26 protein-coding genes are annotated in these 24875 nt (G+C 64.2%); 16 read left to right on the top strand and 10 right to left on the bottom strand.

Annotation, left to right across the window (positions count from 1 at the left end; genetic code table 11):
* Positions 1 to 37 precede the first annotated feature (37 nt).
* From Q7J44_RS15900 to Q7J44_RS15885, 4 genes are read left to right on the top strand one after another with little or no spacing between them, the layout of a single operon-like run.
* Complete coding sequence (locus tag Q7J44_RS15900; RefSeq protein WP_304881527.1) at positions 38 to 1201, top strand: putative peptidoglycan glycosyltransferase FtsW; 1164 nt, start codon at positions 38 to 40, stop codon at positions 1199 to 1201.
* Positions 1201 to 2316 carry a glycosyltransferase gene (locus Q7J44_RS15895; RefSeq protein ID WP_304881525.1) on the top strand — a complete coding sequence of 372 codons (1116 nt, stop codon included), beginning with the start codon at positions 1201 to 1203 and terminating at the stop codon, positions 2314 to 2316. Before Q7J44_RS15900 ends, Q7J44_RS15895 begins: the two co-directional genes overlap by 1 nt.
* Positions 2313 to 3725: a UDP-N-acetylmuramate--L-alanine ligase gene (murC, locus tag Q7J44_RS15890; RefSeq protein ID WP_304881523.1), complete on the top strand. Its 1413-nt coding sequence runs from the start codon at positions 2313 to 2315 to the stop codon at positions 3723 to 3725. Before Q7J44_RS15895 ends, murC begins: the two co-directional genes overlap by 4 nt.
* Positions 3722 to 3979 (top strand): DUF2484 family protein, encoded by a 258-nt coding sequence (locus tag Q7J44_RS15885; protein WP_304881521.1) that lies wholly within the window; start codon positions 3722 to 3724, stop codon positions 3977 to 3979. Before murC ends, Q7J44_RS15885 begins: the two co-directional genes overlap by 4 nt.
* Positions 3980 to 3986: 7 nt before the next feature.
* Here the strand turns inward: Q7J44_RS15885 and Q7J44_RS15880 are convergent, their stop codons facing one another.
* On the bottom strand, positions 3987 to 4286 hold the full coding sequence (locus tag Q7J44_RS15880) for a hypothetical protein (protein ID WP_304881520.1): 300 nt from the start codon (positions 4284 to 4286) through the stop codon (positions 3987 to 3989).
* Positions 4287 to 4572: 286 nt separating this feature from the next.
* Here Q7J44_RS15880 and Q7J44_RS15875 point away from each other — a divergent pair, with 286 nt between their 5' ends.
* The 9 genes from Q7J44_RS15875 to recN all read left to right on the top strand — a co-directional run bounded on the left by Q7J44_RS15875 (position 4573) and on the right by recN (position 14883).
* A complete protein-coding gene (locus Q7J44_RS15875) occupies positions 4573 to 4956 on the top strand; it encodes a PRC-barrel domain-containing protein (protein ID WP_304881518.1) in 384 nt (127 codons plus the stop codon).
* 157 nt (positions 4957 to 5113) lie between these two features.
* On the top strand, positions 5114 to 6034 hold the full coding sequence (murB, locus tag Q7J44_RS15870) for a UDP-N-acetylmuramate dehydrogenase (RefSeq protein WP_304881516.1): 921 nt from the start codon (positions 5114 to 5116) through the stop codon (positions 6032 to 6034).
* Between the two features lie 60 nt (positions 6035 to 6094).
* Positions 6095 to 7012: a D-alanine--D-alanine ligase gene (locus Q7J44_RS15865; RefSeq protein ID WP_304881514.1), complete on the top strand. Its 918-nt coding sequence runs from the start codon at positions 6095 to 6097 to the stop codon at positions 7010 to 7012.
* Entirely contained in the window at positions 7000 to 7908 is a 909-nt protein-coding gene (locus tag Q7J44_RS15860) for a cell division protein FtsQ/DivIB (protein ID WP_304881512.1), read from the top strand. Before Q7J44_RS15865 ends, Q7J44_RS15860 begins: the two co-directional genes overlap by 13 nt.
* Positions 7905 to 9236 carry a cell division protein FtsA gene (gene ftsA / locus Q7J44_RS15855; protein ID WP_304881510.1) on the top strand — a complete coding sequence of 444 codons (1332 nt, stop codon included), beginning with the start codon at positions 7905 to 7907 and terminating at the stop codon, positions 9234 to 9236. Before Q7J44_RS15860 ends, ftsA begins: the two co-directional genes overlap by 4 nt.
* Positions 9237 to 9466: 230 nt before the next feature.
* Positions 9467 to 11104, top strand: a complete 1638-nt coding sequence (gene ftsZ, locus Q7J44_RS15850; protein ID WP_304881508.1) for a cell division protein FtsZ — start codon at positions 9467 to 9469, stop codon at positions 11102 to 11104.
* 213 nt (positions 11105 to 11317) lie between these two features.
* Positions 11318 to 12238, top strand: a complete 921-nt coding sequence (gene lpxC / locus Q7J44_RS15845) for a UDP-3-O-acyl-N-acetylglucosamine deacetylase (protein ID WP_304881506.1) — start codon at positions 11318 to 11320, stop codon at positions 12236 to 12238.
* A gap of 128 nt (positions 12239 to 12366) precedes the next feature.
* Positions 12367 to 13206, top strand: coding sequence for an outer membrane protein assembly factor BamD (locus Q7J44_RS15840; protein WP_304881504.1), 840 nt, complete (start codon positions 12367 to 12369; stop codon positions 13204 to 13206).
* A gap of 36 nt (positions 13207 to 13242) precedes the next feature.
* The gene (recN, locus tag Q7J44_RS15835; protein WP_304881502.1) at positions 13243 to 14883 is read left to right on the top strand and encodes a DNA repair protein RecN; all 1641 of its coding nucleotides are present in this window, start codon (positions 13243 to 13245) and stop codon (positions 14881 to 14883) included.
* A 112-nt stretch (positions 14884 to 14995) separates the two neighbouring features.
* On the opposite strand, the gene Q7J44_RS15830 is transcribed toward recN, so the two are convergent.
* From Q7J44_RS15830 to Q7J44_RS15815, 4 genes are all read right to left on the bottom strand, one after another.
* On the bottom strand, positions 14996 to 15382 hold the full coding sequence (locus Q7J44_RS15830) for an SgcJ/EcaC family oxidoreductase (RefSeq protein ID WP_304881500.1): 387 nt from the start codon (positions 15380 to 15382) through the stop codon (positions 14996 to 14998).
* 96 nt (positions 15383 to 15478) lie between these two features.
* The gene (locus tag Q7J44_RS15825; RefSeq protein WP_304882008.1) at positions 15479 to 16135 is read right to left on the bottom strand and encodes a DUF1638 domain-containing protein; all 657 of its coding nucleotides are present in this window, start codon (positions 16133 to 16135) and stop codon (positions 15479 to 15481) included.
* Positions 16132 to 16287, bottom strand: coding sequence for a hypothetical protein (locus tag Q7J44_RS15820; RefSeq protein WP_304881498.1), 156 nt, complete (start codon positions 16285 to 16287; stop codon positions 16132 to 16134). Before Q7J44_RS15820 ends, Q7J44_RS15825 begins: the two co-directional genes overlap by 4 nt.
* A 135-nt stretch (positions 16288 to 16422) precedes the next feature.
* On the bottom strand, positions 16423 to 17118 hold the full coding sequence (locus tag Q7J44_RS15815; RefSeq protein WP_118152979.1) for a B12-binding domain-containing protein: 696 nt from the start codon (positions 17116 to 17118) through the stop codon (positions 16423 to 16425).
* A 171-nt stretch (positions 17119 to 17289) separates the two neighbouring features.
* Here Q7J44_RS15815 and Q7J44_RS15810 point away from each other — a divergent pair, with 171 nt between their 5' ends.
* Complete coding sequence (locus Q7J44_RS15810) at positions 17290 to 18378, top strand: PA0069 family radical SAM protein (protein ID WP_304881495.1); 1089 nt, start codon at positions 17290 to 17292, stop codon at positions 18376 to 18378.
* 114 nt (positions 18379 to 18492) lie between these two features.
* Here the strand turns inward: Q7J44_RS15810 and bmt are convergent, their stop codons facing one another.
* Together bmt and Q7J44_RS15800 are read right to left on the bottom strand one after the other, a co-directional pair.
* Complete coding sequence (gene bmt, locus Q7J44_RS15805) at positions 18493 to 19509, bottom strand: betaine--homocysteine S-methyltransferase (RefSeq protein WP_304881493.1); 1017 nt, start codon at positions 19507 to 19509, stop codon at positions 18493 to 18495.
* 111 nt (positions 19510 to 19620) lie between these two features.
* Positions 19621 to 19935 carry a DUF1476 domain-containing protein gene (locus Q7J44_RS15800; RefSeq protein WP_304881492.1) on the bottom strand — a complete coding sequence of 105 codons (315 nt, stop codon included), beginning with the start codon at positions 19933 to 19935 and terminating at the stop codon, positions 19621 to 19623.
* Between the two features lie 190 nt (positions 19936 to 20125).
* Here Q7J44_RS15800 and Q7J44_RS15795 point away from each other — a divergent pair, with 190 nt between their 5' ends.
* Both Q7J44_RS15795 and purS read left to right on the top strand, forming a co-directional pair.
* Positions 20126 to 20896 carry a phosphoribosylaminoimidazolesuccinocarboxamide synthase gene (locus tag Q7J44_RS15795; RefSeq protein WP_304881490.1) on the top strand — a complete coding sequence of 257 codons (771 nt, stop codon included), beginning with the start codon at positions 20126 to 20128 and terminating at the stop codon, positions 20894 to 20896.
* Positions 20897 to 21063: 167 nt separating this feature from the next.
* Positions 21064 to 21303, top strand: coding sequence for a phosphoribosylformylglycinamidine synthase subunit PurS (gene purS, locus Q7J44_RS15790; protein WP_304881488.1), 240 nt, complete (start codon positions 21064 to 21066; stop codon positions 21301 to 21303).
* Between the two features lie 135 nt (positions 21304 to 21438).
* Here the strand turns inward: purS and Q7J44_RS15785 are convergent, their stop codons facing one another.
* Genes Q7J44_RS15785 through Q7J44_RS15775 form a run of 3 tightly spaced genes read right to left on the bottom strand, consistent with a single transcriptional unit; the run spans position 21439 to position 24840 of the window.
* On the bottom strand, positions 21439 to 22797 hold the full coding sequence (locus Q7J44_RS15785; protein WP_304881487.1) for a cytochrome P450: 1359 nt from the start codon (positions 22795 to 22797) through the stop codon (positions 21439 to 21441).
* Positions 22794 to 24026 (bottom strand): hypothetical protein, encoded by a 1233-nt coding sequence (locus Q7J44_RS15780; RefSeq protein ID WP_304881484.1) that lies wholly within the window; start codon positions 24024 to 24026, stop codon positions 22794 to 22796. Before Q7J44_RS15780 ends, Q7J44_RS15785 begins: the two co-directional genes overlap by 4 nt.
* A gap of 55 nt (positions 24027 to 24081) precedes the next feature.
* Entirely contained in the window at positions 24082 to 24840 is a 759-nt protein-coding gene (locus tag Q7J44_RS15775; protein ID WP_304881483.1) for a cytochrome c biogenesis CcdA family protein, read from the bottom strand.
* Positions 24841 to 24875 lie beyond the last annotated feature (35 nt).

Here is a 24875-nt window from a genome sequence, read left to right as displayed (position 1 = left end):
GGCAATCGGCAGTGCAGGCTTTACAGGCGGTTTTTCCATGACTGAAATGGTCTATGGCTCCAGTCCCGTTCGGGTGACAGAGCCGGTGCTTCCCCGTTGGTGGCGCACCATCGACAAATGGTCCCTGACCGCCGTGATGGTGCTGTTTGGCATCGGCCTTTTGCTGGGGCTGGCGGCGAGCGTGCCGCTGGCCAGCCGCAACGGGCTGAATGATTTCTATTATGTGCAGCGACAGGCGGTGTTCGGCGTGATCGCACTGCTGACCATGGCCGGGGTGTCGATGATGCCGCCGGTGATGATCCGGCGGCTGGGGGTGATCGGCTTTGCCGGGGCCTTTGTTGCGTTGATGCTGCTGCCCATGTTCGGCACCGATTTCGGCAAGGGGGCTGTGCGCTGGTTTTCCTTTGGCTTTGCCTCGGTGCAGCCGTCCGAGTTTCTGAAACCCGGTTTCATGGTGATCGTGGCCTGGCTGATGGCGGCGGGGCAGGATCTGAACGGTCCGCCCGGCAAATCGGTGTCGTTCGGGCTGACCTTTGTGGTGGTCATGCTGCTGGCGATCCAGCCCGATTTCGGGCAGGCGGCGCTGATCCTGTTCGGCTGGGGTGTGATCTATTTCGTGGCAGGGGCACCGATGACGCTGATTGCGATCATTCTGGGGCTGGTCAGTTTTGGCGGCACGGTTGCCTATGAAAGCTCGGAGCATTTTGCCCGCCGGATCGACGGCTTTCTGAACCCCGAAATCGACCCCCGCAGCCAGATCGGCTATGCCACCAATGCGATTCAGGAAGGCGGCTTCTTTGGCGTCGGCGTTGGCGAGGGGCAGGTCAAATGGACCTTGCCGGATGCGCATACCGATTTCATCATCGCGGTGGCGGCGGAAGAATACGGGCTTATTCTGGTGCTGGTGATCCTTGCGCTGTACGGCACCATCGTGGTGCGCAGCCTGTTCCGGCTGATGCGCGAACGTGATCCGTTCATCCGGCTGGCGGGCACCGGGCTTGCCTGCATCTTTGGCGTGCAGGCGATGATCAACATGGGGGTGGCGGTGCGGCTGTTGCCCGCCAAGGGAATGACGCTGCCCTTTGTCAGCTATGGCGGGTCGTCGGTGATTGCGGCGGGCATCACGGTGGGAATGCTGCTGGCCTTGACGCGCACGCGCCCGCAGGGTGAGATTGGCGATATCCTGCGCAGGGGGCGGTGATGGCGCGCGAACCTTTGCTGTTGATCGCGGCGGGCGGCACCGGGGGGCATATGTTCCCCGCGCAGGCGCTGGCCGAGGCGATGGTGCGCAAGGGCTGGCGGGTGAAACTTTCAACCGATGCACGCGGCGCGCGCTATGCGGGCGGATTTCCGCATGTGGTGGCGGTGGAGCAGGTGGCATCAGCCACATTCGCGCGCGGCGGGGTGCTGGCGCGGGCGTTGGTGCCGTTCCGCATCGCGGGCGGCGTGCTGGGCGCGGTGGTGGCACAGCTGCGCGACCGCCCTGCGGTGGTGGTGGGGTTCGGCGGCTATCCGACGATTCCGGCACTTGCGGCGGCCTGCGTCTTGCGGCGGCCACGGATGATCCATGAACAGAACGGGGTGCTGGGGCGCGTGAACACCCTGTTTGCGCCCCGCGTCGACATTGTGGCCTGTGGGACATGGCCGACCGATCTGCCCGAAGGTGTTGTGGGCGAACACACTGGCAACCCGGTGCGGCTGGCGGTGTTGGACCGCGCGGGGGCGGGCTATATCGCGCCCGGTGATTACCCGATGTCTTTGGTGGTGATCGGCGGAAGCCAGGGCGCGCGCATTCTGTCCGATGTCGTACCGGCGGCGGTGGCGATGCTGCCCGATGCGATCCGGCGCAATCTGCGGGTGGCGCATCAGGCGCGGGCCGAAGATATCGACCGGGTGGTGGAGGTCTACGCCGAGGCCGGCATAAGGGCCGAGGTGCAGCCGTTCTTCACCGACATTCCGGCGCGGTTGTCCGAGGCGCAGCTGGTGGTGTCACGCTCAGGCGCGTCGTCGATTGCTGACATTTCAGTGATCGGGCGTCCGGCGATCCTGATCCCCTATGCGGCGGCGACGGGCGACCATCAGGCCGCCAATGCGCGGGGATTGGCCGGGGCAGAGGCGGCGATCGTGATTCCGGAAAAGGTGCTTGACGCGCAAAGCCTCAGCGGCCACATGGCGGCGGTGCTGTCGCAGCCTGATGCTGCCAGCCGGATGGCCGTCAATGCGTTGTCGCAGGGCCGTCCTGATGCCACCGGCCGGTTGGTGGCCCTTGTCGAAGCCCTTGCCGCCGAAGCGCTGCCAGAAGGAACTCCACGATGAATGCTGCCACCAAACTGCCGCTGGAGCTGGGGCCGATCCATTTTGTGGGCATCGGCGGGATTGGCATGTCGGGGATCGCCGAAGTGCTGATGACGCTGGGCTATACCGTGCAGGGCTCGGATTCCAAGGCCAGCAAAATCACCGACCGGCTGGTATCCTTGGGGGCCACGGTGTTTGAGGGGCAGGCGGCGGAGAATATCGGCAACGCGGCGGTGATCGTGATTTCCTCGGCCATCAAGAAGGGCAATCCGGAACTGGAAGAGGCGCGGCGGCGCAAGCTGCCGGTGGTGCGCCGGGCCGAGATGCTGGCGGAACTGATGCGGATGCGGTCCAACATCGCGGTGGCGGGCACGCATGGCAAGACGACGACGACGACGATGGTCGCAACCCTGCTGGACAAGGGCGGGTTTGACCCCACGGTCATCAACGGCGGGGTGATCCATTCCTACGGCTCCAACGCGCGGGCGGGCGCGGGCGAATGGATGGTGGTGGAGGCGGACGAATCTGACGGGTCTTTCAACCGTCTGCCCGCGACGATTGCGATTGTCACCAACATCGACCCTGAACATCTGGAACATTGGGGCAGCTTTGACGCGCTGCGCAAAGGCTTTCTCGATTTTGTGTCGAACATTCCGTTCTACGGTCTGGCGGTATGCTGCACCGATCATGCCGAAGTGCAGGCGCTGGTGGGCCGGGTGGCGGACCGGCGGATCGTCACCTTCGGCTTCAACGCGCAGGCCGATGTGCGGGCGGTGAACCTGAGGTTTGAAAATGGCAGCGCATTCTTTGATGTGCTGCTGAACAACGAAGACGAAGGTTCGAAAATTGAAGACTGCGTGTTGCCGATGCCGGGGGATCACAACGTCTCCAACGCGCTGTCGGCGATTGCGGTGGCCCGGCATCTGGGAATGAAGAAGGATGAGATCCGCGAGGCGCTGGCCAGCTTTGCCGGGGTGAACCGCAGGTTCACCAAGGTGGCCGAAGTGAACGGCGTGACCATCATCGACGATTACGGCCACCATCCGGTGGAGATTGCCGCCGTGCTGCGCGCAGCCAGGCAATCGACCAAGGGCCGGGTGATTGCGGTGCATCAGCCGCATCGCTTCAGCCGGTTGTCCAGCCTGTTCGAGGATTTCTGCACCTGCTTCAACGAGGCGGATGTCGTCGCCATTTCCGAAGTTTACGCGGCAGGCGAAGACCCGATCCCGGGGGCCAGCCGGGATGATCTTGTGGCCGGGCTGATCGCCCATGGCCACCGCCATGCCCGCGCTGTGATAGATGAGGCTGACCTTGCCCGCCTGTTCCGCGAACAGGCGCGGCCCGGTGATATGTTTGTTTGCCTTGGGGCTGGTACGATCAGTGCCTGGGCCAACAATCTGCCCGCAAAACTGGTGGTGAAAGCCGCATGACGACAGCCCTTTTTGCCGCATTGCTCTGGCTGGTGGTGGCGAATGTCATCGCGATGCTGCCAAGCCGCGACCAGCACTGGCGCGCGGCCTATGCGTTGATCGCCATTGGCATTCCGCTGGTTGGCTGGGTCACCGCGCAGAACGGCCCGGTCTGGGGGATGCTGATCCTTGCCGCCGGGGCCAGCGTTCTGCGCTGGCCGCTGATCCATTTCTGGCGCTGGTTGCGCAGCAAGAACGGCACACCGGCGGAATAGCGCTGCCTCAGGCGCGGCCCTGATCGGTGGCGGGCGGGTAGGGTTCGGCCCGGCGTGGGTCCACTTCGCGAATGGCAGCACTTGGGTCCATTGTCGGGCTTGCCGGTCGGGGCAGTGGCGGCGTGGCACGCATGCGGCGCACATTCCACAGACCAAAGGGGACCCCGGTAGCAAGGCCGACCAGCCCCGCAATCACAAACAACTGCCAGCCGTAATACCCGGCGGTCAGGCCCGCGATGATAACGATGCCGGCAGCGACGGCGACCGCAAGTGGGACGACGGTGGATCGCAGATATGGAAAAGCCATGGTGTGTTCCCCTGTCTTTCTGAAATTACTTGATAGTTGTCAACGCCGCCGGGCAGGCTTGCGTTCCCTGATCGGGGGAATGCCGGTTCCAACGTGCCGTTTCTCGCCTGAATCCGCCTGCATCCCGGCCCGTTTCCGCGCAGCGGGATGTGCGAGCCGTGGCGGGGCATGCCGATCCGATCTGCACCGAATTTCCGGAACCATGGCGGGTTTGAGCCGTTGCTTATGGGTACGGCAGACGGAAAGGTCACTCCTGACCGGGTCTGCGAAAACTGGAGGACTTGCTATGCAAACGCAATCTTTTGCGGACACCACTTCGACCATGCCAACGGGCAGCGGCCTGATTTCCGGCAAGAGCATTCAGGGAACCCGGGTCTATAGCCCTGCAGGGGATGAGCTGGGGCATATTGAGGATGTCATGATCGACACGTCTTCGGGCAAAACCGTGTACGGTGTGCTGGAATTCGGCGGCTTTCTGGGCATCGGCAGTGACCATCACGCCATCCCGTTCGGCAAGCTGAAATACGACACCTCGCGCGAAGGCTATGTCACCGACCTGACCAAGGAGCAGCTAGAGAATGCCCCGAAGCAGGACGAAAGCTGGCGCGAAAACCGTGACTGGCAGCAGCGCAGCCATGAATATTACGGTGTTGCCCCTTACTGGCTGTAAGGATTTGACAGTGCCCCAAGGTTGGGCTGACAGCTGAGCTGTAAGGTTCAAGGCAGATTTCCGGGGGCGGGCGCAGCATGGCTGCGCCCGCTTTTGTTTGCGCCATGGGGTGGCTGCGGGTCTTGTCTTTGGCAGGCGGGCGCGGCTACCAAGGGGCATGACCCAGACACTACCCACCCCGCGCGGTACCCTGACACCGAACCGAGTTCTCGCCGATCTGACATGGCTGCGCGTGGGCGGGCCTGCGGACTGGCTGTTCCAGCCTGCGGATCTGGATGATCTGGCGGCGTTTCTGGCGGCTTTGCCCGCTGATGTGGCGGTGTTCCCGATGGGGGTGGGGTCGAACCTGATCGTGCGGGACGGGGGCCTTCGCGCCGTGGTGATCCGGTTGGGGCGCGGGTTCAACGGGATTGAGATTGACGGGGGCCGGGTGATCGCCGGGGCGGCGGCACTGGATGCGCATGTGGCGCGCAAGGCGGCCGAGGCGGGGCTGGACCTGACATTTTTGCGCACCATTCCGGGCAGCATCGGCGGGGCGGTGCGGATGAATGCCGGGTGCTACGGGTCTTATGTGGCCGATGTGCTGGAAGAGGTGCGGGTGGTGCTGCGGGACGGGCAGGTGGTGGATCTGCCCGCATCGGCGCTGACCCTGCGTTACCGTCAGTCTGATCTGCCCAAAGGGGCGGTGGTGGTGCGCGCCACGTTTCGCGCCCCGGCGGGCGACCCTGCGGCGTTGCAGCAGCGGATGGACGAGCAGATTGCCAAACGCGACGCCAGCCAGCCGGTGAAAGACCGCAGTGCCGGATCAACTTTTCGTAATCCGGTCGGCTATTCCTCGACGGGCCAAGCCAATGACAGCCACGCGCTGAAGGCGTGGAAAGTCATTGATGACGCCGGAATGCGCGGTGCCAGCCTTGGCGGCGCCCAGATGAGCCCTATGCATTCGAACTTCCTGATCAACACCGGAGGGGCCACTGCCGCAGATCTGGAAAATCTGGGCGAGGCGGTGCGAAAAAAGGTTTTCCAAACCAGCGGGATCACGTTAGAGTGGGAAATCATGCGGATCGGCGAAGCGTAACGGCCCAACGGCCCGCAAAATAACAAGAATAAGGGTCCAAAGCGACCCGAGAGGCAGTAAATGGCGGGTACACTTGGCAAGGTGTCCCGCGTGGCGGTTATCATGGGTGGGCCATCCGCAGAGCGGGAGGTTTCCTTGTCCACAGGTAATGCCTGTGGAAATGCGCTGCGCGAGGCGGGATATGACGTGGTCGAGGTCGATGCTGGCCCGGACCTGCCCGCACGACTGAAAGAAATTTCCCCCGATGTTGTGTTCAACGCCCTGCATGGCCGCTGGGGCGAAGACGGCTGTGTTCAGGGTATGCTGGAATGGTTGCGGATTCCTTACACGCATTCCGGGGTGCTGGCGTCCTCGCTGGCGATGGACAAGCAGCGCACCAAGGACATCTACCGCGCCGCCGGTCTGCCGGTGGCTGCGTCGCTGATCGTGGCGCGAGATGCGGTCGAGGCCGGGCATGTGTTGCCGCCGCCCTATGTGGTGAAGCCGAACAACGAAGGTTCATCCGTCGGTGTGTATATCGTGTATCCGGGCAGCAATGCGCCGCGTCTGGCATCGGCGATGCCTGTGACGGTGATGGTCGAGGCCTATGCGCCGGGGCGCGAGCTGTCGGTTTCGGTGATGGCCGACCGGGCGCTGTGCGTGACCGATATCCTCACCGATGGCTGGTATGACTATGATGCCAAGTACAAACCCGGTGGCAGCCGCCATGAGGTGCCTGCGCAGATTCCGGCCGAGATTGAAGCCGCCTGTCTGGACTATGCCCTGCGCGCGCACCGGGCGCTGGGGTGCCGTGGCCTGAGCCGCACCGATATCCGCTGGGATGAGAGCAGGGGTCTGGACGGGCTGATCCTGCTGGAAACCAATACCCAACCGGGAATGACGCCGACATCCTTGTCGCCGGAACAGGCGGCGCATATGGGCATGACGTTCCCCGAGCTGTGCGCCTGGATCGTGGAGGATGCGTCATGCAACCGCTGAGCGCACCACGCCGCGCCACATTGGCCGCCATTCCGCTGCGCCGTGACCCGGCCCCGACGAAATGGGCCTACCGCATGCAGCGGTTGTGGCTGACCCCGCTGTTCCGGGTGATGTTCCGGGTGGGTCTGCCGACATTCGTTCTGGCCTCGACGGTTGGTATCTTTCTGGCAGATCAGGACCGCCGCGACATGATTTCCGGCGGTATCACCGAGATCAGGCAGCAGTTCCAGAACCGGCCGGAGTTCATGGTGGGTCTGGTCTCTGTTACCGGGGCCTCGCCCGAGCTGGCTGATGCGGTGCGCGCGCGGCTGGATCTGAAGCTGCCGCAATCGTCGTTCGACATTGATCTGGCGGCGGCGCGGGCGCGGATTCAGGAACTGGACGCGATTGCGCGCGCCGATCTGATCGTGCGGTCTGGCGGCGTGCTGGAAGTGGCGATCACCGAGCGCGAACCGGCGCTGCTGTGGCGCACCCCGGACGGGATCGAGATGCTGGACGCCACCGGCCACCGCGTCGCCAGCCTTGCCGAGCGCAGCGACCGGCCTGATCTGCCGGTCATTGCCGGGGATGCCGCCGACAGTGCCACGCCCGAAGCGCTGGCGCTGCTGCAGGCCGCCGCGCCGATATTGCCGCGTGTGCGCGGGTTGGTGCGGGTGGGGGAACGGCGCTGGGATGTGATCCTGGACCGCAACCAGCGCATCATGCTGCCGCAGGATCAACCGATTGCCGCCATCGAACGGCTGATTGCCCTGCATCAGGCGGGGGATTTGCTGGGGCGGGATATCCTTGCCGTGGATCTGAGAACGGAACATCGCCCCGTGCTGCGACTGGCGCCTTATGCGCTGAACCAGTTGCGGCAATCACAGGGCATCGACACAAGCGGGAGCGAGCTATGACCGATCTTTATCAGGCGCAACGCGCCATGCGGAACATGCGCCGCGCCGCCATGCAACGCGGCGTCATCGCCATTCTGGACATCGGCACGTCAAAGATCGCCTGTCTGATCCTGCGCTTTGACGGGGCGGGCAGCTTTGGCGATGATACCGTCGGCCCGATGGCCGGGCAGTCGTCGTTCCGGGTGATCGGGGCCGCCACCACGCGGTCGCGCGGGGTGCGCTTTGGCGAGATCACCGTGATGGCGGAAACCGAACGCGCGGTACGCACCGCCGTTCAGGCCGCGCAGAAAATGGCGAATGTGCGGGTCGATCATGTGATCGCGTGCTTTTCGGGGGCGGAGCCGCGCAGCTATGGGCTGGCAGGCGAGATTGATCTGGAAGACAGCGTTGTCACCGAACAGGATGTGGCCCGCGTGCTGGCCGCCTGTGACGTGCCCGATATCGGCCCCGACCGCGAGGTGCTGCACGCGCAGCCGGTGAACTTTGCGCTCGATCACAGGTCCGGCCTTGGCGATCCGCGCGGGCAGATCGGCAACCGGCTGGCGACCGACATGCACCTGCTGTCGATTGACGGCAATGTGGTGCAAAACATCCTGCACTGCATTCAGCGCTGTGATCTGGAACTGGCGGGGATGGCCTCGTCAGCCTACGTGTCCGGAATCTCGGCTCTGGTCGAGGATGAGCAGGAGTTGGGGGCCGCCTGCATCGACATGGGCGGCGGGTCGACCGGCATTTCGGTGTTCATCAAAAAGCACATGATCTTTGCCGATGCGGTGCGGATGGGGGGGGATCATGTCACCTCCGACATCTCCAAAGGGTTGATGGTGCCGCTGGCGGTGGCCGAGCGGATCAAGACCAAGCATGGCGGCGTACAGGCCACCGGCATGGATGACCGTGAGATGATCGAAGTGGGCGGCGATTCCGGCGACTGGGAGAAAGACCGCCGTCAGGTCAGCCGGACCGAGTTGATCGGCATCATGCGGCCACGGGTCGAGGAAATTCTGGAAGAGGTGCGGGCTCGCCTAGATGCGGCGGGCTTTGACAGCCTGCCAAGTCAGCAGATCGTGCTGACTGGGGGCGCAAGCCAGATACCGGGGTTGGACGGGCTGGCCAGCCGGATTCTGGGCCAGCGGGTGCGTCTGGGCCGCCCGCTGCGGGTGCAGGGGCTGCCGCAGGCGGCCACGGGGGCAGCGTTTTCATCCACCGTGGGGCTGTGTCTGTTCGCGGCGCATCCGCAGGATGAATGGTGGGACTTCGAAATTCCGACCGAGCGTTACCCTGCGCGGTCGCTGAAGCGGGTGGTAAAATGGTTCAAAGACAACTGGTAACCCCCACATTCTGTGTGGACGGCGAAATCCCGCTGAAAAACCTGCTTTATACCCCATATTTTGTGGGGTATTGACGCTTTTTTAAGTGACGACTGACGGCCTTGTAGATATTCTAGCGGTTAATTCGGGGAGAGACGCGTCCGGGACAGGCGCAGATATCCCGATCAGGAAATCATACGCGGCGGCACTACGACCTCTGGCGGCGCAACAAAAAGACAGGCGGATAGGCAATGGCACTCAACTTCATCGTGAACGCGCAGCGCGAAGAGCTGAAGCCCCGGATCACCGTGTTTGGTGTCGGTGGTGCAGGGGGCAACGCGGTCAACAACATGATCGAGCAGAACCTTGAAGGGGTGGAGTTCGTCGTGGCGAACACCGACGCGCAGGCGTTGCAGCAGTCGAAGGCCACGTCGAAGATCCAGATGGGCATCAAAGCGACCGAGGGCTTGGGCGCAGGGGCCCGCCCGACCGTGGGCGCCGCTGCAGCGGAAGAAACGATTGAAGAAATCGTCGACCATCTGGCCGGCGCGCATATGTGCTTTATCACCGCTGGCATGGGCGGCGGCACCGGCACTGGTGCGGCCCCCATCATCGCCCAGGCCGCGCGTGAACTGGGTGTGCTGACGGTTGGCGTTGTGACCAAGCCCTTCCAGTTCGAAGGCGCCAAGCGGATGAAACAGGCCGAAGACGGGATCGAGGCGCTGCAAAAGGTGGTCGATACGCTGATCATCATTCCGAACCAGAACCTGTTCCGGCTGGCCAATGAGCGCACCACCTTTACCGAAGCCTTCGCCATGGCCGATGACGTGCTGTATCAGGGCGTCAAGGGTGTGACCGACCTGATGGTTCGTCCCGGCCTGATCAACCTCGACTTTGCCGACGTGCGCGCGGTGATGGACGAGATGGGCAAGGCGATGATGGGCACCGGCGAAGCGTCGGGCGAAGATCGTGCGGTTCAGGCGGCAGAGAAGGCAATTGCCAACCCGCTGCTGGACGAGATCAGCCTGAATGGCGCCAAAGGTGTCCTGATCAACATCACTGGTGGTTACGATCTGACCCTGTTCGAGCTGGACGAGGCTGCGAACATCATTCGTGAAAAGGTCGACCCGGATGCGAACATCATCGTGGGCTCGACCCTGGATGTGAACATGGAAGGCATGCTGCGCGTGTCGGTTGTGGCAACCGGCATCGACGTGGCCGTGGCCAAAGCCGAGGCCCCGGTGGCGCGCCGGTCGATGGCGGCACCGCTGCCATCGCACCTGACCGCCCCGACCGAGGCTCCGGCCCAGCAGCACGCCGCCTATGCGCCTGCACCGCAGCCGGCACAAATGGCCCCGGCACCACAGCCGGTTCAGCCTGCCGCCCAGCAGCCGCAGCTGTTTGATGCCGTGGCCGCCCGCGCGCCCTATCAGGCGCAGATGGATGACCACAGCGACGAGATGCCCGAACCGGCCTATCGCCCGCAGCCCGCCGCCGCGGCCCCGTCGCGCGGTGTGCCGATGCATGATGATGCGGCGGCCTTTGTCGCCCCGCGCCCGCGTGCGGCTGGCACGCCTTCGCCCGAAGCTCTGGCCCGGTTGCAGGCCGCCGTGTCGCGCGGCCCGGGGCAGTCCGCTGCCTCGCGTCCTGCTGCTGCCGCACCGCAGCCCGCTGCCGCCCAAAAGGCCGCAGAACAGGCGCGCCCCCGCTTTGGCATCGGCTCGCTGATCAACCGCATGGCCGGTGGCGGTCATGAGCAACAAGCGGCGGACCGCCCGGCCCCCGCACGTCAGCAGCCCCCGGTGACATCTTACGATGAAGAACCGGAACTGAGCGCCGATCAGGAACGGATTGAGATTCCAGCGTTTCTGCGTCGGCAGGCGAACTGACACAGCACTGTAACAATTGCAGGAAAGCCCGCCGTTTGTGCGGGCTTTTTTGTTTCGTATCAACCGCTTGCCGGGCGTTCTGGCTGTCGCTTTCCGACATAAAGCGTGAGTTGGCTTTTGCGGCCTGAATCCTTAATTCAATATCAAGAAACAAGTCGTCCTGCGATTGCTGCCGGGCGAATCTTATTTATCCGAAAGACCAGAGGTCTGACTGTGCAGAATACGCTGAAATCCGCTGTGGTGTTTGAAGGTCGGGGTTTGCACTCCGGCGCGCCTGTGCGCATGGTGGTGCGGCCTGCTTCGGCAGATTATGGCATCTGGTTCAAGCGCACCGATCTTGTTTCCGGTGATCCGATGATCGCCGCCCGTTGGGATCAGGTGGTGCCGTCGCGCCTGTGCACCCTGATCCGCAACGACTCGGGCACTGAAGTGTCCACCATCGAACATGTGATGGCTGCCCTTGCGGGCTGTGCGATCCACAATGCGGTGATCGAGATTGATGGCCCCGAAGTGCCGATCCTTGACGGCTCTGCCGTGGCCTTTGTCGATGGCTTTCTGGCCAAGGGTCTGATCGAGCAGTTTGCTCCGGTGCGGGCGATCCGGGTTCTGAAGACGGTCGAGGTGACCGAGGGTGAGGCGCTGGCGCGTCTGGACCCGGCGGATATGCTGGAGATCGACTTTTCCATCCAGTTTGAGGACGCCGCCATCGGGTTTCAGGCCAAGCACCTGAACCTTGCAAATGGCACATTCGTGCGCGAACTGGCCGACAGCCGCACCTTTTGCCGTCAGTCCGATGTGGATGCGATGCGCGCGCGCGGGCTGGCCCTTGGCGGCACGCTTGATAATGCGGTGGTGTTTGAAGGCGACCGCGTGCTGTCGCCGGGCGGCCTGCGCCATGAGGATGAACCCGTGCGCCACAAGATGCTGGACGCGATGGGCGATCTGTATCTGGCCGGGGGGCCGGTTCTTGGCCGCTATACCGGCATCCGCGCCGGTCATGCGATGACCAACCGTCTGCTGGTGGCTTTGTTTGCCGATCCGACCGCCTGGCGCATGGTGGAATGCAGCGCGCTGACCGTTGGAAAACTGCCCGGCGTGGGCGTGCATCGCAGCGACCTTCGCGCAACGGCCTGACAGGGTTGTGATCCGGGGTGCAAAGGCGTTTTGCGCCCCGGATTTTTCTGTGCTAGGACGTCTGCAACAAGGCGGACACCGCGCGACATCTTGCGCCGGGTCCGGGTGGATTGATGGATAGGCAGACGATGGCAGTCGGAAAATCGGGCGCGAAATGGCTGAGCATCGCGCTCGTTCTGTCGATTCTCTCGGCCTGTGGTGCGCGCACGCAAGAGCGGTCGCTGGACAGCTACACGGCCGAAGAGATTTACAAACAGGGCGAGCTGCAGCTGGAAACCGGGTCCAAGCCGAAAGAGGCGATCCGGTATTTCCAGGAGGTTGAACGGCTGTATCCCTATTCGGAATGGGCCAAGCGGTCTTTGATCATGCAGGCGTTCAGCCAGCACAAGGCCAAGGAATACGAAGAGGCGCGGTCTACCGCGCAGCGTTTCCTTGACACTTATCCCGGTGATGATGACGCGCCCTATGCCGCCTATCTGATGGCGCTGTCTTATTATGACCAGATCGACGAAGTCGGCCGCGATCAGGGCCTGACCTTTCAGGCCTTGCAGGCGATGCGTGGCGTGATCGAACAATATCCTGACAGCGATTACGCGCGCTCAGCCATGCTGAAATTCGAGCTGGCCTTTGACCATCTGGCCGGCAAGGAAATGGAGATCGGGCGGTATTACCTGAAGCGCCGCAACTATACTGCCGCTATCAACCGCTTCCGCACCGTGGTGCAGGATTTCCAGACCACCACCCATACCGCCGAGGCGCTGCACCGGCTGGTTGAGGGGTATCTGGGTCTGGGTCTGAATGCCGAGGCGCAGACAGCTGCGGCGATTCTGGGCTACAACTACCAGTCCTCACCGTTCTACGACGACAGCTTCCGACTGCTGAAAGGCCGCGGGCTTGCCCCCGAGGCGCAGGGCGACAGCTGGCTGAGCCAGGTCTATCGCCAGATGGTCCGGGGCGAGTGGCTGTGATCACGGCGGGGTGAACCCCGCCCTACGGGAAAACCTATGCTCCGTTCGTTAGACATCCGCGATGTGCTGATCATCGACCGGCTGACCCTTGAACTGGGGCCCGGGCTGAATGTGCTGACGGGTGAAACCGGCGCGGGCAAGTCGATTTTGTTGGATGCGCTGGGGTTTGTGCTGGGCTGGCGTGGCCGGGCGGAACTGGTGCGGTCCGGGGCTGCACAGGGTGAGGTGACGGCGGTGTTCGACCTGCCCCCCCGCCATGCGGCGCGTGCTGTGCTGGAAGAAGCCGGGATCGAGGCCGAGGATGATCTGATCCTGCGCCGGGTGAACACGGCAGATGGCCGCAAGACCGCCTTTGTCAATGATCGCCGGGTGTCGGGTGAGGTGCTGCGCGCGCTGTCCGAAGTGCTGGTGGAACTGCATGGCCAGCATGATGACCGTGGCCTGCTGAACCCGCGCGGGCACCGGGCGCTGCTGGATACCTTTGCCGGGATCGATCTGTCCGCTGCGCGTGCGGCCTGGGCGGCGGCGCGCGTCGCGCGCGGATCTTTGGCGCAGGCCGAGGCGGCACTGGCGGCGGCGCGGGCCGAGGAAGAGTTCCTGCGCCACGCGGTGGCCGAACTGGACAAGCTGAACCCCGAGCCGGGCGAAGAGGCGGTGCTGGACGCGCGCCGCCGGGCAATGCAGGGGGCAGAACGCATCCGCGCCGATGTGGCGCGCGCCTTGCAGATGCTGTCTGAAGACGGGGCCGAGGCCGCGCTGCGCGACGCGACCCGCTGGCTGGAAGGCGCGTCGGACAAGGCCGAAGGCGCGCTGGAAGCGCCGCTGGCCGCCATCGCCCGGGCGCTGATCGAGCTGTCGGATGCACAGGCCGGGGTCGAGGCCTGCCTAGCTGGGCTGGACGTGAATCCCGGCGATCTGGAGGCAGCAGAAGAGCGATTGTTCGCCATCCGCGCCTTGGCCCGAAAGCATGGGGTGCTGCCCGACGATCTGGGCGGCTTTGCCGGGGATTTGCGGGCGCGCCTGCTGGCGCTGGACAATGGCGAGGCCGGGATCGGCGCGTTGCGCCAAGCGGTTGCGGGGGCCGAGGCGGCCTGGGTTGCCGAGGCGGCGCGGCTGACTGCGGCGCGCGTTGAGGCTGCGGCGCGGCTGGACCGGGCAATGGCGGCGGAGCTGGCCCCGTTGAAGATGGAGCGCGCGGTGTTCGTCACCGAGGTCACGCGCAGCGATGGCGGGCCTGAGGGCGCGGATGACGTGACCTTTACCGTTGCGACCAACCCCGGCGCGCCGTCGGGCGCGCTGAACAAGATTGCATCCGGTGGCGAGCTGAGCCGGTTTCTGCTGGCGCTGAAGGTCTGCCTGACCGCGCAGGCCGAAGGTCTGACGATGATTTTCGACGAGATCGACCGCGGCGTGGGCGGGGCCACTGCAGATGCGGTGGGGCGGCGGCTGAAGCTGCTGTCAGACACCGCACAGGTGCTGGTGGTGACGCACAGCCCGCAGGTGGCAGCCCTTGGCGCGCATCACTGGCGGGTGGAAAAACGGGTGGAAGCCGGGCAGACCCTTTCGACCGTGCTGCCGCTGTCGGCGACAGATCGGGTGGAAGAAATTGCGCGGATGCTGTCGGGCGACACCGTGAGCGACGCCGCGCGCGAGGCGGCGCGGGCGCTGCTGGGGTAGCGGGCGGCGTTTTCTTGCAGGTGCCTTGTGAGGGCCGGCCATCAGGCAAGAGAAAGAGCGCTCCGCGCGGGAGTATTTCAGCAAAGGTGCAATGGCAGGGGCAGGGGCAGAGTCAGCTTTCGACCATCGCAAACGTGGCGGTCAGGGCTTGCCAGCCGTCGCCTTTGGCCGCCAGAACGGCGGTCAGCAGGGCACCGATGCGCGGGAGTTCTGCCCCTGTCGCATCGCGCAACCCGGTGACGACATAGCGCTGGTGCAGGATGGCCGCCCCCGGGCCGATGGGGCGCAGGGTGGTCTTGCCGCTGACCAGACGAGCCATGCGCGATAGGCCGTTGAATTCCTGCCGGATGCCCTCGGTGATCGCCTTGCGGCCTTCGGCCCAGTGGCCAGTCAGCGCGTGGAAGCTGCCGTCTTCGGCAAACAGGGCGGCGATGCCGTCGGCATTCTGGCTGCCGAAGGCATTCGCGAAGGCGCGGGGGAAATCGGACGCATCGCTCATTGCTGCAAGGCCGGAGCGCTGCAGCGATGGCCCTTCGGGGCAGGGTCAGAAAGGGCGGTTTCAGGGCGCACGTGTATCCTCCGGCTGGCGCGCAGATTAGTGCGCGGCGGGGGCGGCTGCAACCTGTGTCAGCGCGGTGGCCAGGTCGCCATAGCCGGTAAACCGCCGCACATAGGCAAGGTTCAGCCTGCGGGCGCAGTCTTCCGCCTTGGCGTTCAGTGCAGCGTCGTTGATCTGGGCCTGATAGATCAGCGTGGTGTAATTGCCGAAATACATGTCGCGCAATTCCGGGTGCCGGTCGAGACCCATGGGCCGCCAGACGAAGGCGTCGAACTGGCGCACCAGAAAGTCGGTCAGATAAAACGCGGTGAATTCGTCGTCGGCCTTGGCGGCAAAGGCGGCGTTGCCTTCAAAAAAGCTGTAGCAATGCGGACCTTCGATCATCTGCACGCCAAGTTCGGCACACTTGGCCTGCAACAGGCCGCCAGTGCCGCAATCGGCGTAGACGATGAAGATGTCGTCATAGGCGGCGCGGTGGCTGGCCACCGCCTGTTCCACCGCCGCCGGAATCCGGTCGGGCCAGAGGTGCAGGTTGGCAGGCAGGCACTGCAGATCAAGATGGGTCCAGCCGTTCAGCCGCTTGAGCGCAAGGATTTCATGCGCGAGCGCGCCGCAGGCGATCAGCAGAATGCGACCAGAACCCGTGGCTGGAAGTCCGGCAGTGGCAAGGGTGGCATCATCGGGTGGCGTCAGCGCCACTGCCGCAGGCCCAGCATCAGGCTGCCAGCCAACGCGGCAAGGGCGACGGCCATCATCGGCACCTGCACCCAGAAGGCCAGGGCCAGCGTGGCACCAGCCGCCGCAATCACGAACACAAGCATCGCCAGAAACAAGGGAAGGGGCATCAGATTCTCCTCTACCTGTGATGAATGTGGCGCTTGGGTTCGCAAATGCCAAGCCCCCCCGGCACGAAAAAGCCGCCCGGTCAGGAAAAAGCCCCGGACGTCAGGGACGCCGGGGCTTTGCGAGGGGGAGGGCTGTCAGGCGCTGAGCTGGTTGTGTTTGCGCGCCACCCAGGCCTTGGCGGTTTCGACCGCGACGGCGGCGTCGCGGCAATAGGCATCGGCGCCGATGGCGCGGCCGAATTCCTCATTCAGCGGCGCGCCGCCGACCAGCACGATGTAATCATCGCGCAGGCCCTTTTCCTTCATCGTGTCGATCACGACCTTCATATAGGGCATGGTGGTGGTCAGCAGCGCCGACATGCCGAGGATATCTGGCTTTTCCGCCTCAAGCGCATCGAGATACTTTTCGACCGAATTGTTGATGCCCAGATCCAGCACCTCAAACCCCGCACCCTCCATCATCATGGCGACAAGGTTCTTGCCGATGTCGTGGATGTCGCCTTTGACGGTGCCGATCACCATCTTGCCCATGCGCGGCGCGCCGGTTTCAACCAACAGCGGCTTGAGGATGAACATCCCCGACTTCATCGCATTGGCCGACAACAGCACTTCGGGCACAAACAGGATGCCGTCGCGGAAGTCGTTGCCAACGATGGTCATGCCCGCAACCAGCGCCTTGGTCAGCACGTCATAGGGGGTCCAGCCGCGCCCGATCAGGATGTTCACGCCATCCTCGATCTCTTCCTTCAACCCGTCATAAAGGTCGTCGTGCATTTGCAGCACAAGTTCGTCATCCGAAAGATCAGCAAGGATGATTTCGTCGTCGGCCATGGGGTGCGCTCCTGCGGCGGGATGTCTTGCAGCCTGCATGGGGCCAAACGGCAAAGGCAACTTTCCGGTTTGCGACATGCCCGGATTGAAAGCCGACAGCAGGGCGCGGCGGGCCACCGGGGGTTGCAGTTTGTTCATGTTGCGTTCATGGTGGGGTCATGTGTGAGACCCATGTCAGACCGTGATCCGACCCTGCTGCCCGGCCAGCGGTTGCGGGCCCGTGGGGCCGCGTCAAATGCGGTTGGCCGGTTCGAGCCACAGGCGCGGGTGCGGGTGGATGACGGCTGGGACATTGCGGAAGACGACCGGCTGGTGCGCACCGAAATCAGCATGGAGCGGCCGCGGTCGGCGCTGAGTTACAACCGCTCGCCCGATCTGCCGTTTGACCGCAGCGTGAACCCCTACCGGGGGTGCGAACATGGCTGCATCTATTGCTTTGCCCGGCCGAGCCATGCCTATCTGAACCTGTCGCCGGGGTTGGATTTTGAGACAAAGCTGATCGCCCGGCCCGGTATCGCGGATGTGCTGGCGGGTGAGCTGCGCGCCAAGACCTACCGCGTGGCGACAGTGGCTTTGGGCACCAACACTGACCCCTATCAGCCCTGCGAGACAGAGCATCTGCTGATGCGGCAGGTGTTGCAGGTGTTGTCGGATTTTGGCCATCCGACCGCGATCACCACAAAGGGCACGCTGATAGAGCGCGACATCGACATTCTGGCCCCGATGGCGGCCAAAGGGCTGCTGCGGGTCGGGATTTCGGTGACCACGCTGGATGCGGGGCTGTCGCGGCGGCTGGAGCCGCGCGCGCCCACGCCTGCGCGGCGGCTGGAGGTGATCCGCCGGCTGGCGGCGGCGGGCATTCCGGTGCGGGCGATGATAGCCCCGGTCATTCCGGGGCTGACCGACCCTGAGCTGGAACCGCTTCTGACCGCCTGCCGTGATGCGGGGGCGCAAGGTGCAAGCTGGATCGCGCTGCGCCTGCCGCGCGAGGTGTCGCCGCTGTTTCAGGACTGGCTGGCGCAGCATGTGCCGGACCGGGCGGCCAAGGTCATGGCGCGGGTGCGCGAGATGCACGGCGGGCAGGACTACGATGCGCAGTGGGGGCGGCGGATGCGGGGGGAAGGCGTCTGGGCCGATCTGATTGCGCAACGGTTTGACAAGGCAGCGGCGCGGCTGGGGCTGGCGAAGGCGATGCCGCCGTTGCGCTGCGATCTGTTTGCCCCGCCGCTGCGGGCGGGCGATCAGTTGTCGCTGTTCTGACGGGAACGGATTCTCTGCGGAAATCCTGAAGAACAGGTTTTCTGCGAAACCCTTGCGGGGCGGGATCTTTCGCAGAAAGATCGCACTTGGGGATTTCCGCAGAAAAACCGGCTTTCAGCCCCGGCGGTTTTTGCGTTCGCGCTTCGGATCATTCGACGTGTCGCCGGTGCCGTCTGAGGCCGAAGAGAATCCGCCGAGCTTGGCAGAGATGTCTTCAAGCGTCGGGCGCGGGCCTTTGGGCGTGTTTTCCAGGGCGGCGCGCATGGCTTTCAGATGCTCGGGCATGGTACCGCAGCAGCCGCCAATGATGCGCGCCCCGGCATCGCGCGCCAGCACGGCATATTCACCCATCAGTTCCGGCGTGCCATCGTAGTGGATATGGCCGTCGTGATATTTCGGAATGCCGGCATTGCCCTTGGCAATGATCGGGACTTCGCTGCTGGTCGAGACAAAGCCCAGCACCGTGCGCATCAGGTCCGACGCGCCCACACCGCAATTGGCCCCGAAGGCCAGCGGCGGGTTCGCCAGTTTGCCGACCATGTCAGCCATTGCTGCCGATGTGGTGCCCATCATGGTGCGGCCAGCGGTGTCAAAGCTCATGGTGCCGCACCACGGCATCCCGGCCAGCGCCGCCGCCTCGGCCGCGGCCTTGTATTCTTCGGGCGCAGAGATGGTTTCGACCCAGAGCACATCGGCCCCACCCGCCTTGAGCCCTTCGGCCTGTTCGTGGAACATTTCAACCGCAAGCGCATGGGTCAGCGTGCCCATCGGCTCGAAAATCTCACCCGTGGGGCCGACGGACCCGGCCACCACCACGGTGCGGCCCGAGGCATCGGCAATCTCGCGCGCGAGGGCCGCACCGACGCGGTTCAGCTCATGCACGCGGTTTTGCGCCTGATGCAGCTTCAACCGGCTGGCGTTGCCGCCAAAAGTGTTGGTGAGAAAGATATCAGACCCGGAGTCGACCGCACCGCGATAGAGTTGGCGGATATTGTCGGGCTGGTCGATGTTCCAGAACTCCGGCGGCTCCCCCGAAGACAAGCCCATGTTGAACAGGTTGGTCCCGGTCGCGCCATCGGCCATCAGCCAGTCGCGGGCAGAGAGCAGCTTTGAAAGGGCGTCTTGGGGCATTGTGACCTCGGCTTGGTTCGGGAGCGCGTCAAGGGAAGTGGCCAGCGGCGCGGTCGGGGCGGTGTGATCGGGCCCCGGCCCAGTGTTGGTGCCTGTGCTGGCCGGACCGGATCAGATTTCGGTCATCAGCTGCGCTTTGGCGACCGGCATCATTTCAGCCATTTTCAGACGGATATCGTCTGCACTGGCCTTTCCGGCCAGATCTGCCGCGACCTTGCGCACCACGTCTTCGATGCCCGCCTCTTCGAAGTCGGCCTCAACCACGGTGATCGCATAGGCCGCCGCCTCGTCCCCGGTTATGCCCATCAGGTCAGCGGCCCACAGGCCCACAAGTTTGTTCCGGCGCGCTTCGGCGCGGAACTGCATTTCTGCGTCATGGGCAAACTTGTTTTCAAACGCGTTTTCGCGGTCGTCGAAGGTGGTCATGCGCGGGCCCCTTGGTTGAACATCTGCTGATCCTGATATGCCCTTCCCGCAGCGTCGCCGCAAGGGGCGGCAGGACCTGTACGACCTGCGCCCATTGGCTTGCAGCGGGCAGCCGCATACCGTATAGGCCAGACAAAGTCAGATGGGGCGGTGCTTCACCGCCCCTTCCTGCATTGGTCGCGGAGAGTTCATGGCACGGCGCAAGAAGGTCTATGAGGGCAAGACGAAGATCCTCTATGACGGTCCGGAACCCGGCACATTGATTCAATATTTCAAGGATGAAGGCATCTCATCCGAGACCCCGGTCACCAGCGAGGCCAAAGGCACCGAGGGCAAGGGCGTTCTGAACAACCGGCTGTCGGAATTTTTCATGACCGGCCTGAACAGCATCGGCGTGCCGACTCACTTCATCAAGCGCCTGAACATGCGTGAACAGCTGGTGCGGATGGCCGAGATTCTGCCGCTGGAAGTGGTGGTGCGTAATTTTGCCGCTGGTGAGTTGTCGTCCAAGCTGGGCATCCCCGAGGGCACGGCGCTGCCACGTCCGATTGTGGAGTATTACTATAAGGATGACCGGCTGTCGTCGCCCATGGTGGCTGAAGAGCATATCGTCGCCTTTGGCTGGGCCACCCAGCAGGATCTGGATGATGTGGTGGCGCTTGCGTTGCGGGTGAATGATTTCCTGTCGGGCGTGATGATGGGTGTGGGCGTGCGGCTGGCCGATTTCCGGATCGAGGTGGGCCGGGTGTGGGAGGGCGATTACATGCGTCTGATCATCGCCGACGAGATCAGCCCCGACAACTGTCGGCTATGGGACATGCGCCCGGTCATCGACCGTGGCGATGGTCAGCCGGTGGCAGAGCCGGGGCCGATGGCGGATGTCTATACCGAGCTTGCGCGACGCCTGGGCGTTCTGCCCACCAATGTGACGCATTCCCCCAAACCGACGTTGATCAATTAGCTGCGCGCAGGGCCGGGTCAGCCGGGCCTGCGTCTGGTGATCCCCGCACGCCCCCTTGCTCCGAACGGGAGGGGGCGGTAAGGGAGGGGCGAAATCCGGTCAGCCCCGATGCCGGTCAGTCCCAATCCCGGTTAGTCCCAATCCCGGTCAGTCAATGAGGAATTGCCATGAAAGCCCGCGTCACCGTCATGTTGAAGAACGGCGTTCTGGATGTGCAGGGCGAAGCCGTGCGCCATGCGCTTGGCACACTGGGGTTTGCGGGGGTCAATGGGGTGCGTCAGGGCAAGGTGATCGAGCTGGATCTGGCCGAGACCGATGCCGCCCGTGCTGAAGCCGAAGTGAAGGCGATGTGCGACAAGCTGCTGGCCAATACGGTGATCGAATCCTACCGCGTCGAGCTTCTTTAAGCGACTGACTGCACGCTCGGCGCTCCTTGCGGGCGCTTCTCGCGAAGAGCGTGATGCGGGAGCGATGAGCGGCTTGCGTTGCAGGGGGCTTCCGCCCCCCCGTCGCTGCGCTCCTCCCCCCTGAGAGTATTTCTGTCAAGATGAAGCCTGGCCGCGTTTTGTAAGACGCAGGCGGATGCCGTCTGAAGCGCGCACGGTCAGGTGGGCGACGGGGGTAGGGATATCGTCCGGAATGGCGTCGAACTGCCAGTGGCGGATCAGGTGGGCGAGCAGCAGGGGGCCTTCGACCATGGCAAAGCCTGCGCCGGGGCAGACGCGCGGGCCGGCGGAGAACGGCAGATAGGCGTCACGCGCGCAGGTTCTGTTCTCCTCACGCGACCAGCGGTCGGGGTCGAAGCCATCTGGATTGGTCCAGAGCCGTTCGTGCCGGTGCAGATGCCATGGCGACAGCACGATCTGCGCACCGGGGGCAATGGTGCGGTCGCGAAAGCGCTCCGGGCAGCGGTTTTCGCGCACCATCATCGGCACAGGCGGGTACAGCCGCAGGGTTTCACGGAATACGTCGCGGGCGAATTTCAGGCGCGACATCGCGGCGAAGTCGGGCTGATCGGGTAGAGTTGCCGCCTCTGCCGCGACACGCGCCTGGGCCTCGGGGTGGGTGGCCAGCAGATAGAGCGCCCAGGCGAGGGCGGAGGCGCTGGTTTCATGCCCGGCGAGGAAGAAGATGGCGACCTGATCGACCATCTCTTCGGTGCTGAAGGTCTGGCCCGTCTGCGGGTCTGCGGTCTGCATGATTTTGGTGGCCAGATCGTCCGGCGCGGTGCCTGCTGCAATCTCTGCCGCGCGGGCGTTGGTCATGGCGGTGATCAGGCTGCGGATCTTTGCCGCCGCGTGCCGCGTCCCGCGCCGGTGCGGGCGCGGAAACCAGCGCGGCAGGGGCAGGAAAGCGGCGAGGTTCAGGATCGGCTGGCTGCGCTGATAGGCGCGGAATTCGTGGAACACCGCCTGTGCGGTCTGGTGTTCGATGGGGATGGAAAACAGCGTGCGGAAGATCACATCGGCGGCGGCGTGGCTTGTTTCCTCTTCAATCTCCACCATGCCCGCGCGCAGCCGCGCGGCAGCCGCCTGCGCTGCCTGCCACATCGCGGGGAAAGTGTCGCGCAACCGGCCACCTTCAAACGCCGGGTCGATGATGCGGCGCTGGCGTTCCCAGACTGCGCCATTGGTGACAAAGACTGAATTGCCCAGAAGCGGGGTCAGCCCCTCGCGGATACGGTTGGATTTGGGGAAATCGCACGCGCGGGATTTCAGCACCAGATCAATCAGTTGCGGGTCATTGCACAGGTAGCTGCGAAAGAACGGCGTGCGGAATTCAGCCATCCACGCCCGGTACAGCCGCGCCGGTTGTGCCGAGAGGATGTCGCGCCGGAACAGCCGCAGATGGCGCCACAGCGAGACGCGGTCGGGGCGGGGGATGGGTTTGGGCGGGATCATGCCGTTGTGGTATAGCGGTTGACGGGGGTGAGGATACGGCTTTTTGACGGGGCGCGGCTGGCGTAGCGCGCGGCAAGGGTCTGCGGCCCGGCGGTGATCTGGAAGTAATCGTAGTCGCCGGGGCGGTCAAAGGCGCAGAGGTACTGGAAATGCAGGCGGAAAAACCGCCAGCGCAGAGCCTTCCAGCGCGCGGGCGACAAGGTCTGGGTGAAAGCGGCTGACAGCACCAGCGGCCAGCGCTGACCGGGTGGGGCGACGCCCGAGACCGCCACCGGATCGCACAGCGCGAAGGCACAGCCATCGCCGGGGGCGGTAACATCGACCCATGTGATCTGGTCGCGCGTGGACAGAAAGGCCAGATCGCCGCGCAGGCGGGTCGCACCGGGCAGGAAACTGACCATCGGCACCACTTGCCCGAGGCTCAGGAAGGCCAGCGGCGGGTGGCCTGCGGGCAACCCTTCGCGGATCAGGTCCGACAGGATCGACACGCCCAGATGCGCGCCCGAGGAATGGCCGACCACCAGCACCTCGTCGCAATCGCTGTCCAGCGCGGCGCGGATGACGGTGGCAAACGCGGCCATCCGCGCCTCCAGCGCCGGGGGGTTGGCACCTTTCCAGCGGGCGGAAAAGGCATAGTCGTGCATCAGGTAGTAGGCGAAGACCTTGTTATCGCGTGCCTTGAACCAGCGCAGGATGAACGGGATGGGGATCAGCCCTGTGATGATCAGCGCGGGGTGGGTATAGGCCGCGACGATGCGGCCAAAGCCCCAGCCAATGGTGCAGGCAAGCGCCAGTTGGCCCAGCAGGAACACAATCGGGTATAGCGCCGCGATCACCGGCCCCTTGCGCAACCGCATCAGCCGGAACAGCGTGCCGGACGCGATATAGGCCCAAGCAGTGCGCACAAGCTGCGCGTAAGTGGCGGGGATCGAGTTTGACATGCTGCTGCGCACGATATCGGACCAGACCAGCACCTCGACCTCTGCCTGCGCTTGGCTGCCGTTCATGGTGCCCTCAACGCGCCAGCCGTAGGGGCCTTTGGTGGCTTTGGGATGCAGGCAGATGGTGTAGCCGGATATTGCGGCCTGATCGGCGGATTCCCTGCGGTACAGCTCGCGGTAGCGGCGGGGGTGGATCGGATCGTACCCGGGAATATAGAACACGCGGCGGCGAAAGGGTTTTGAGCCTTGCGCCGCTGTGTCTGTCGTCATGGTCTCGACTTTGGCCATCCGTCTCTCCTGCAGCGCGCAGTCTAGGCGGGATTTCGGGCGGAAATAAGGGGGTTCAGCCCAGAAGCGGGATGCCGAAGCGGTCAAAGGTTTCCAGCAGCCACCAGCTGAAATCGGTAAAGGCCCCGGTCACCAGTGCAAGGCCGACAACCAGCAGCAGGATGCCCATCACCCGCTCGATCATCTTCATATGGGGTTTCAGGCGCTGCATCAGGCCCAGCGAGCGTTCGACAAACAGCGCGGCCAGCAGGAAGGGCAGGCCAAGGCCAAGCGCATAGACCCCCAAAAGGAACGTCCCGCGCTGCACCGATCCTTCCTGGGCCGCCAGCGACAGGATCGCGCCCAGTTGCGGGCCGATGCAAGGCGTCCAGCCGAAGGCAAAGGCCAATCCCAGGACGTAGGCACCAAACGCGGTGCCGCCCCGGTCACCGGCATCCAGCCGCGCTTCACGGTCGAGCAGGGGAATGCGGAACAGGCCAAGGAAATGCAGGCCGAAGATGATGACCACGACACCTGAAATGCGTGAGAAAAGCACCTGATTTTGCAGGAAAAACGCGCCGAACACCGATGCGGTGAAGCCCAGCAGCAGAAACACCGTGGACAGGCCCATGACAAAGAACAACGCGGGCACGATCACCCGGCGCCGTGCGGTGGCGTTGTCGCGCATGTCGCCCATCGAGATCCCGCCCATATAGGCAAGATAGGGCGGCACGATGGGCAGGACGCAAGGTGACAGGAATGACAGCACACCCGCCATCAGTGCGATCAGCATGGCGGGCAGCAAGGCCGCGTCGATCAGATCGATTCCGAACATTGGTGTCCCCTTTGGCCAGGTGATAGCTTGGTCCG

This window comes from Pseudotabrizicola sp. (assembly GCF_030656345.1).
Taxonomy (GTDB): domain Bacteria; phylum Pseudomonadota; class Alphaproteobacteria; order Rhodobacterales; family Rhodobacteraceae; genus Pseudotabrizicola.
This window is presented reverse-complemented; position numbering and strand designations above follow the sequence as displayed.

What these genes read in the sequence shown, in the direction of transcription:
- Q7J44_RS15775 (WP_304881483.1), bottom strand. Translation starts at nt 24,840, where the DNA reads ATGTTCGGAATCGATCTGATCGACGCGGCCTTGCTGCCCGCCATGCTG.
- Q7J44_RS15885 (WP_304881521.1), top strand. Translation starts at nt 3,722, where the DNA reads ATGACGACAGCCCTTTTTGCCGCATTGCTCTGGCTGGTGGTGGCGAAT.
- Q7J44_RS15875 (WP_304881518.1), top strand. Translation starts at nt 4,573, where the DNA reads ATGCAAACGCAATCTTTTGCGGACACCACTTCGACCATGCCAACGGGC.
- Q7J44_RS15785 (WP_304881487.1), bottom strand. Translation starts at nt 22,797, where the DNA reads ATGATCCCGCCCAAACCCATCCCCCGCCCCGACCGCGTCTCGCTGTGG.
- murC (WP_304881523.1), top strand. Translation starts at nt 2,313, where the DNA reads ATGAATGCTGCCACCAAACTGCCGCTGGAGCTGGGGCCGATCCATTTT.
- Q7J44_RS15795 (WP_304881490.1), top strand. Translation starts at nt 20,126, where the DNA reads ATGGCACGGCGCAAGAAGGTCTATGAGGGCAAGACGAAGATCCTCTAT.
- Q7J44_RS15820 (WP_304881498.1), bottom strand. Translation starts at nt 16,287, where the DNA reads ATGCCCCTTCCCTTGTTTCTGGCGATGCTTGTGTTCGTGATTGCGGCG.
- Q7J44_RS15780 (WP_304881484.1), bottom strand. Translation starts at nt 24,026, where the DNA reads ATGGCCAAAGTCGAGACCATGACGACAGACACAGCGGCGCAAGGCTCA.
- bmt (WP_304881493.1), bottom strand. Translation starts at nt 19,509, where the DNA reads ATGCCCCAAGACGCCCTTTCAAAGCTGCTCTCTGCCCGCGACTGGCTG.
- Q7J44_RS15810 (WP_304881495.1), top strand. Translation starts at nt 17,290, where the DNA reads ATGTCAGACCGTGATCCGACCCTGCTGCCCGGCCAGCGGTTGCGGGCC.
- Q7J44_RS15815 (WP_118152979.1), bottom strand. Translation starts at nt 17,118, where the DNA reads ATGGCCGACGACGAAATCATCCTTGCTGATCTTTCGGATGACGAACTT.
- Q7J44_RS15895 (WP_304881525.1), top strand. Translation starts at nt 1,201, where the DNA reads ATGGCGCGCGAACCTTTGCTGTTGATCGCGGCGGGCGGCACCGGGGGG.
- ftsA (WP_304881510.1), top strand. Translation starts at nt 7,905, where the DNA reads ATGACCGATCTTTATCAGGCGCAACGCGCCATGCGGAACATGCGCCGC.
- Q7J44_RS15860 (WP_304881512.1), top strand. Translation starts at nt 7,000, where the DNA reads ATGCAACCGCTGAGCGCACCACGCCGCGCCACATTGGCCGCCATTCCG.
- purS (WP_304881488.1), top strand. Translation starts at nt 21,064, where the DNA reads ATGAAAGCCCGCGTCACCGTCATGTTGAAGAACGGCGTTCTGGATGTG.
- Q7J44_RS15800 (WP_304881492.1), bottom strand. Translation starts at nt 19,935, where the DNA reads ATGACCACCTTCGACGACCGCGAAAACGCGTTTGAAAACAAGTTTGCC.
- recN (WP_304881502.1), top strand. Translation starts at nt 13,243, where the DNA reads ATGCTCCGTTCGTTAGACATCCGCGATGTGCTGATCATCGACCGGCTG.
- Q7J44_RS15900 (WP_304881527.1), top strand. Translation starts at nt 38, where the DNA reads ATGACTGAAATGGTCTATGGCTCCAGTCCCGTTCGGGTGACAGAGCCG.
- ftsZ (WP_304881508.1), top strand. Translation starts at nt 9,467, where the DNA reads ATGGCACTCAACTTCATCGTGAACGCGCAGCGCGAAGAGCTGAAGCCC.
- murB (WP_304881516.1), top strand. Translation starts at nt 5,114, where the DNA reads ATGACCCAGACACTACCCACCCCGCGCGGTACCCTGACACCGAACCGA.
- Q7J44_RS15840 (WP_304881504.1), top strand. Translation starts at nt 12,367, where the DNA reads ATGGCAGTCGGAAAATCGGGCGCGAAATGGCTGAGCATCGCGCTCGTT.
- Q7J44_RS15865 (WP_304881514.1), top strand. Translation starts at nt 6,095, where the DNA reads ATGGCGGGTACACTTGGCAAGGTGTCCCGCGTGGCGGTTATCATGGGT.
- Q7J44_RS15830 (WP_304881500.1), bottom strand. Translation starts at nt 15,382, where the DNA reads ATGAGCGATGCGTCCGATTTCCCCCGCGCCTTCGCGAATGCCTTCGGC.
- Q7J44_RS15880 (WP_304881520.1), bottom strand. Translation starts at nt 4,286, where the DNA reads ATGGCTTTTCCATATCTGCGATCCACCGTCGTCCCACTTGCGGTCGCC.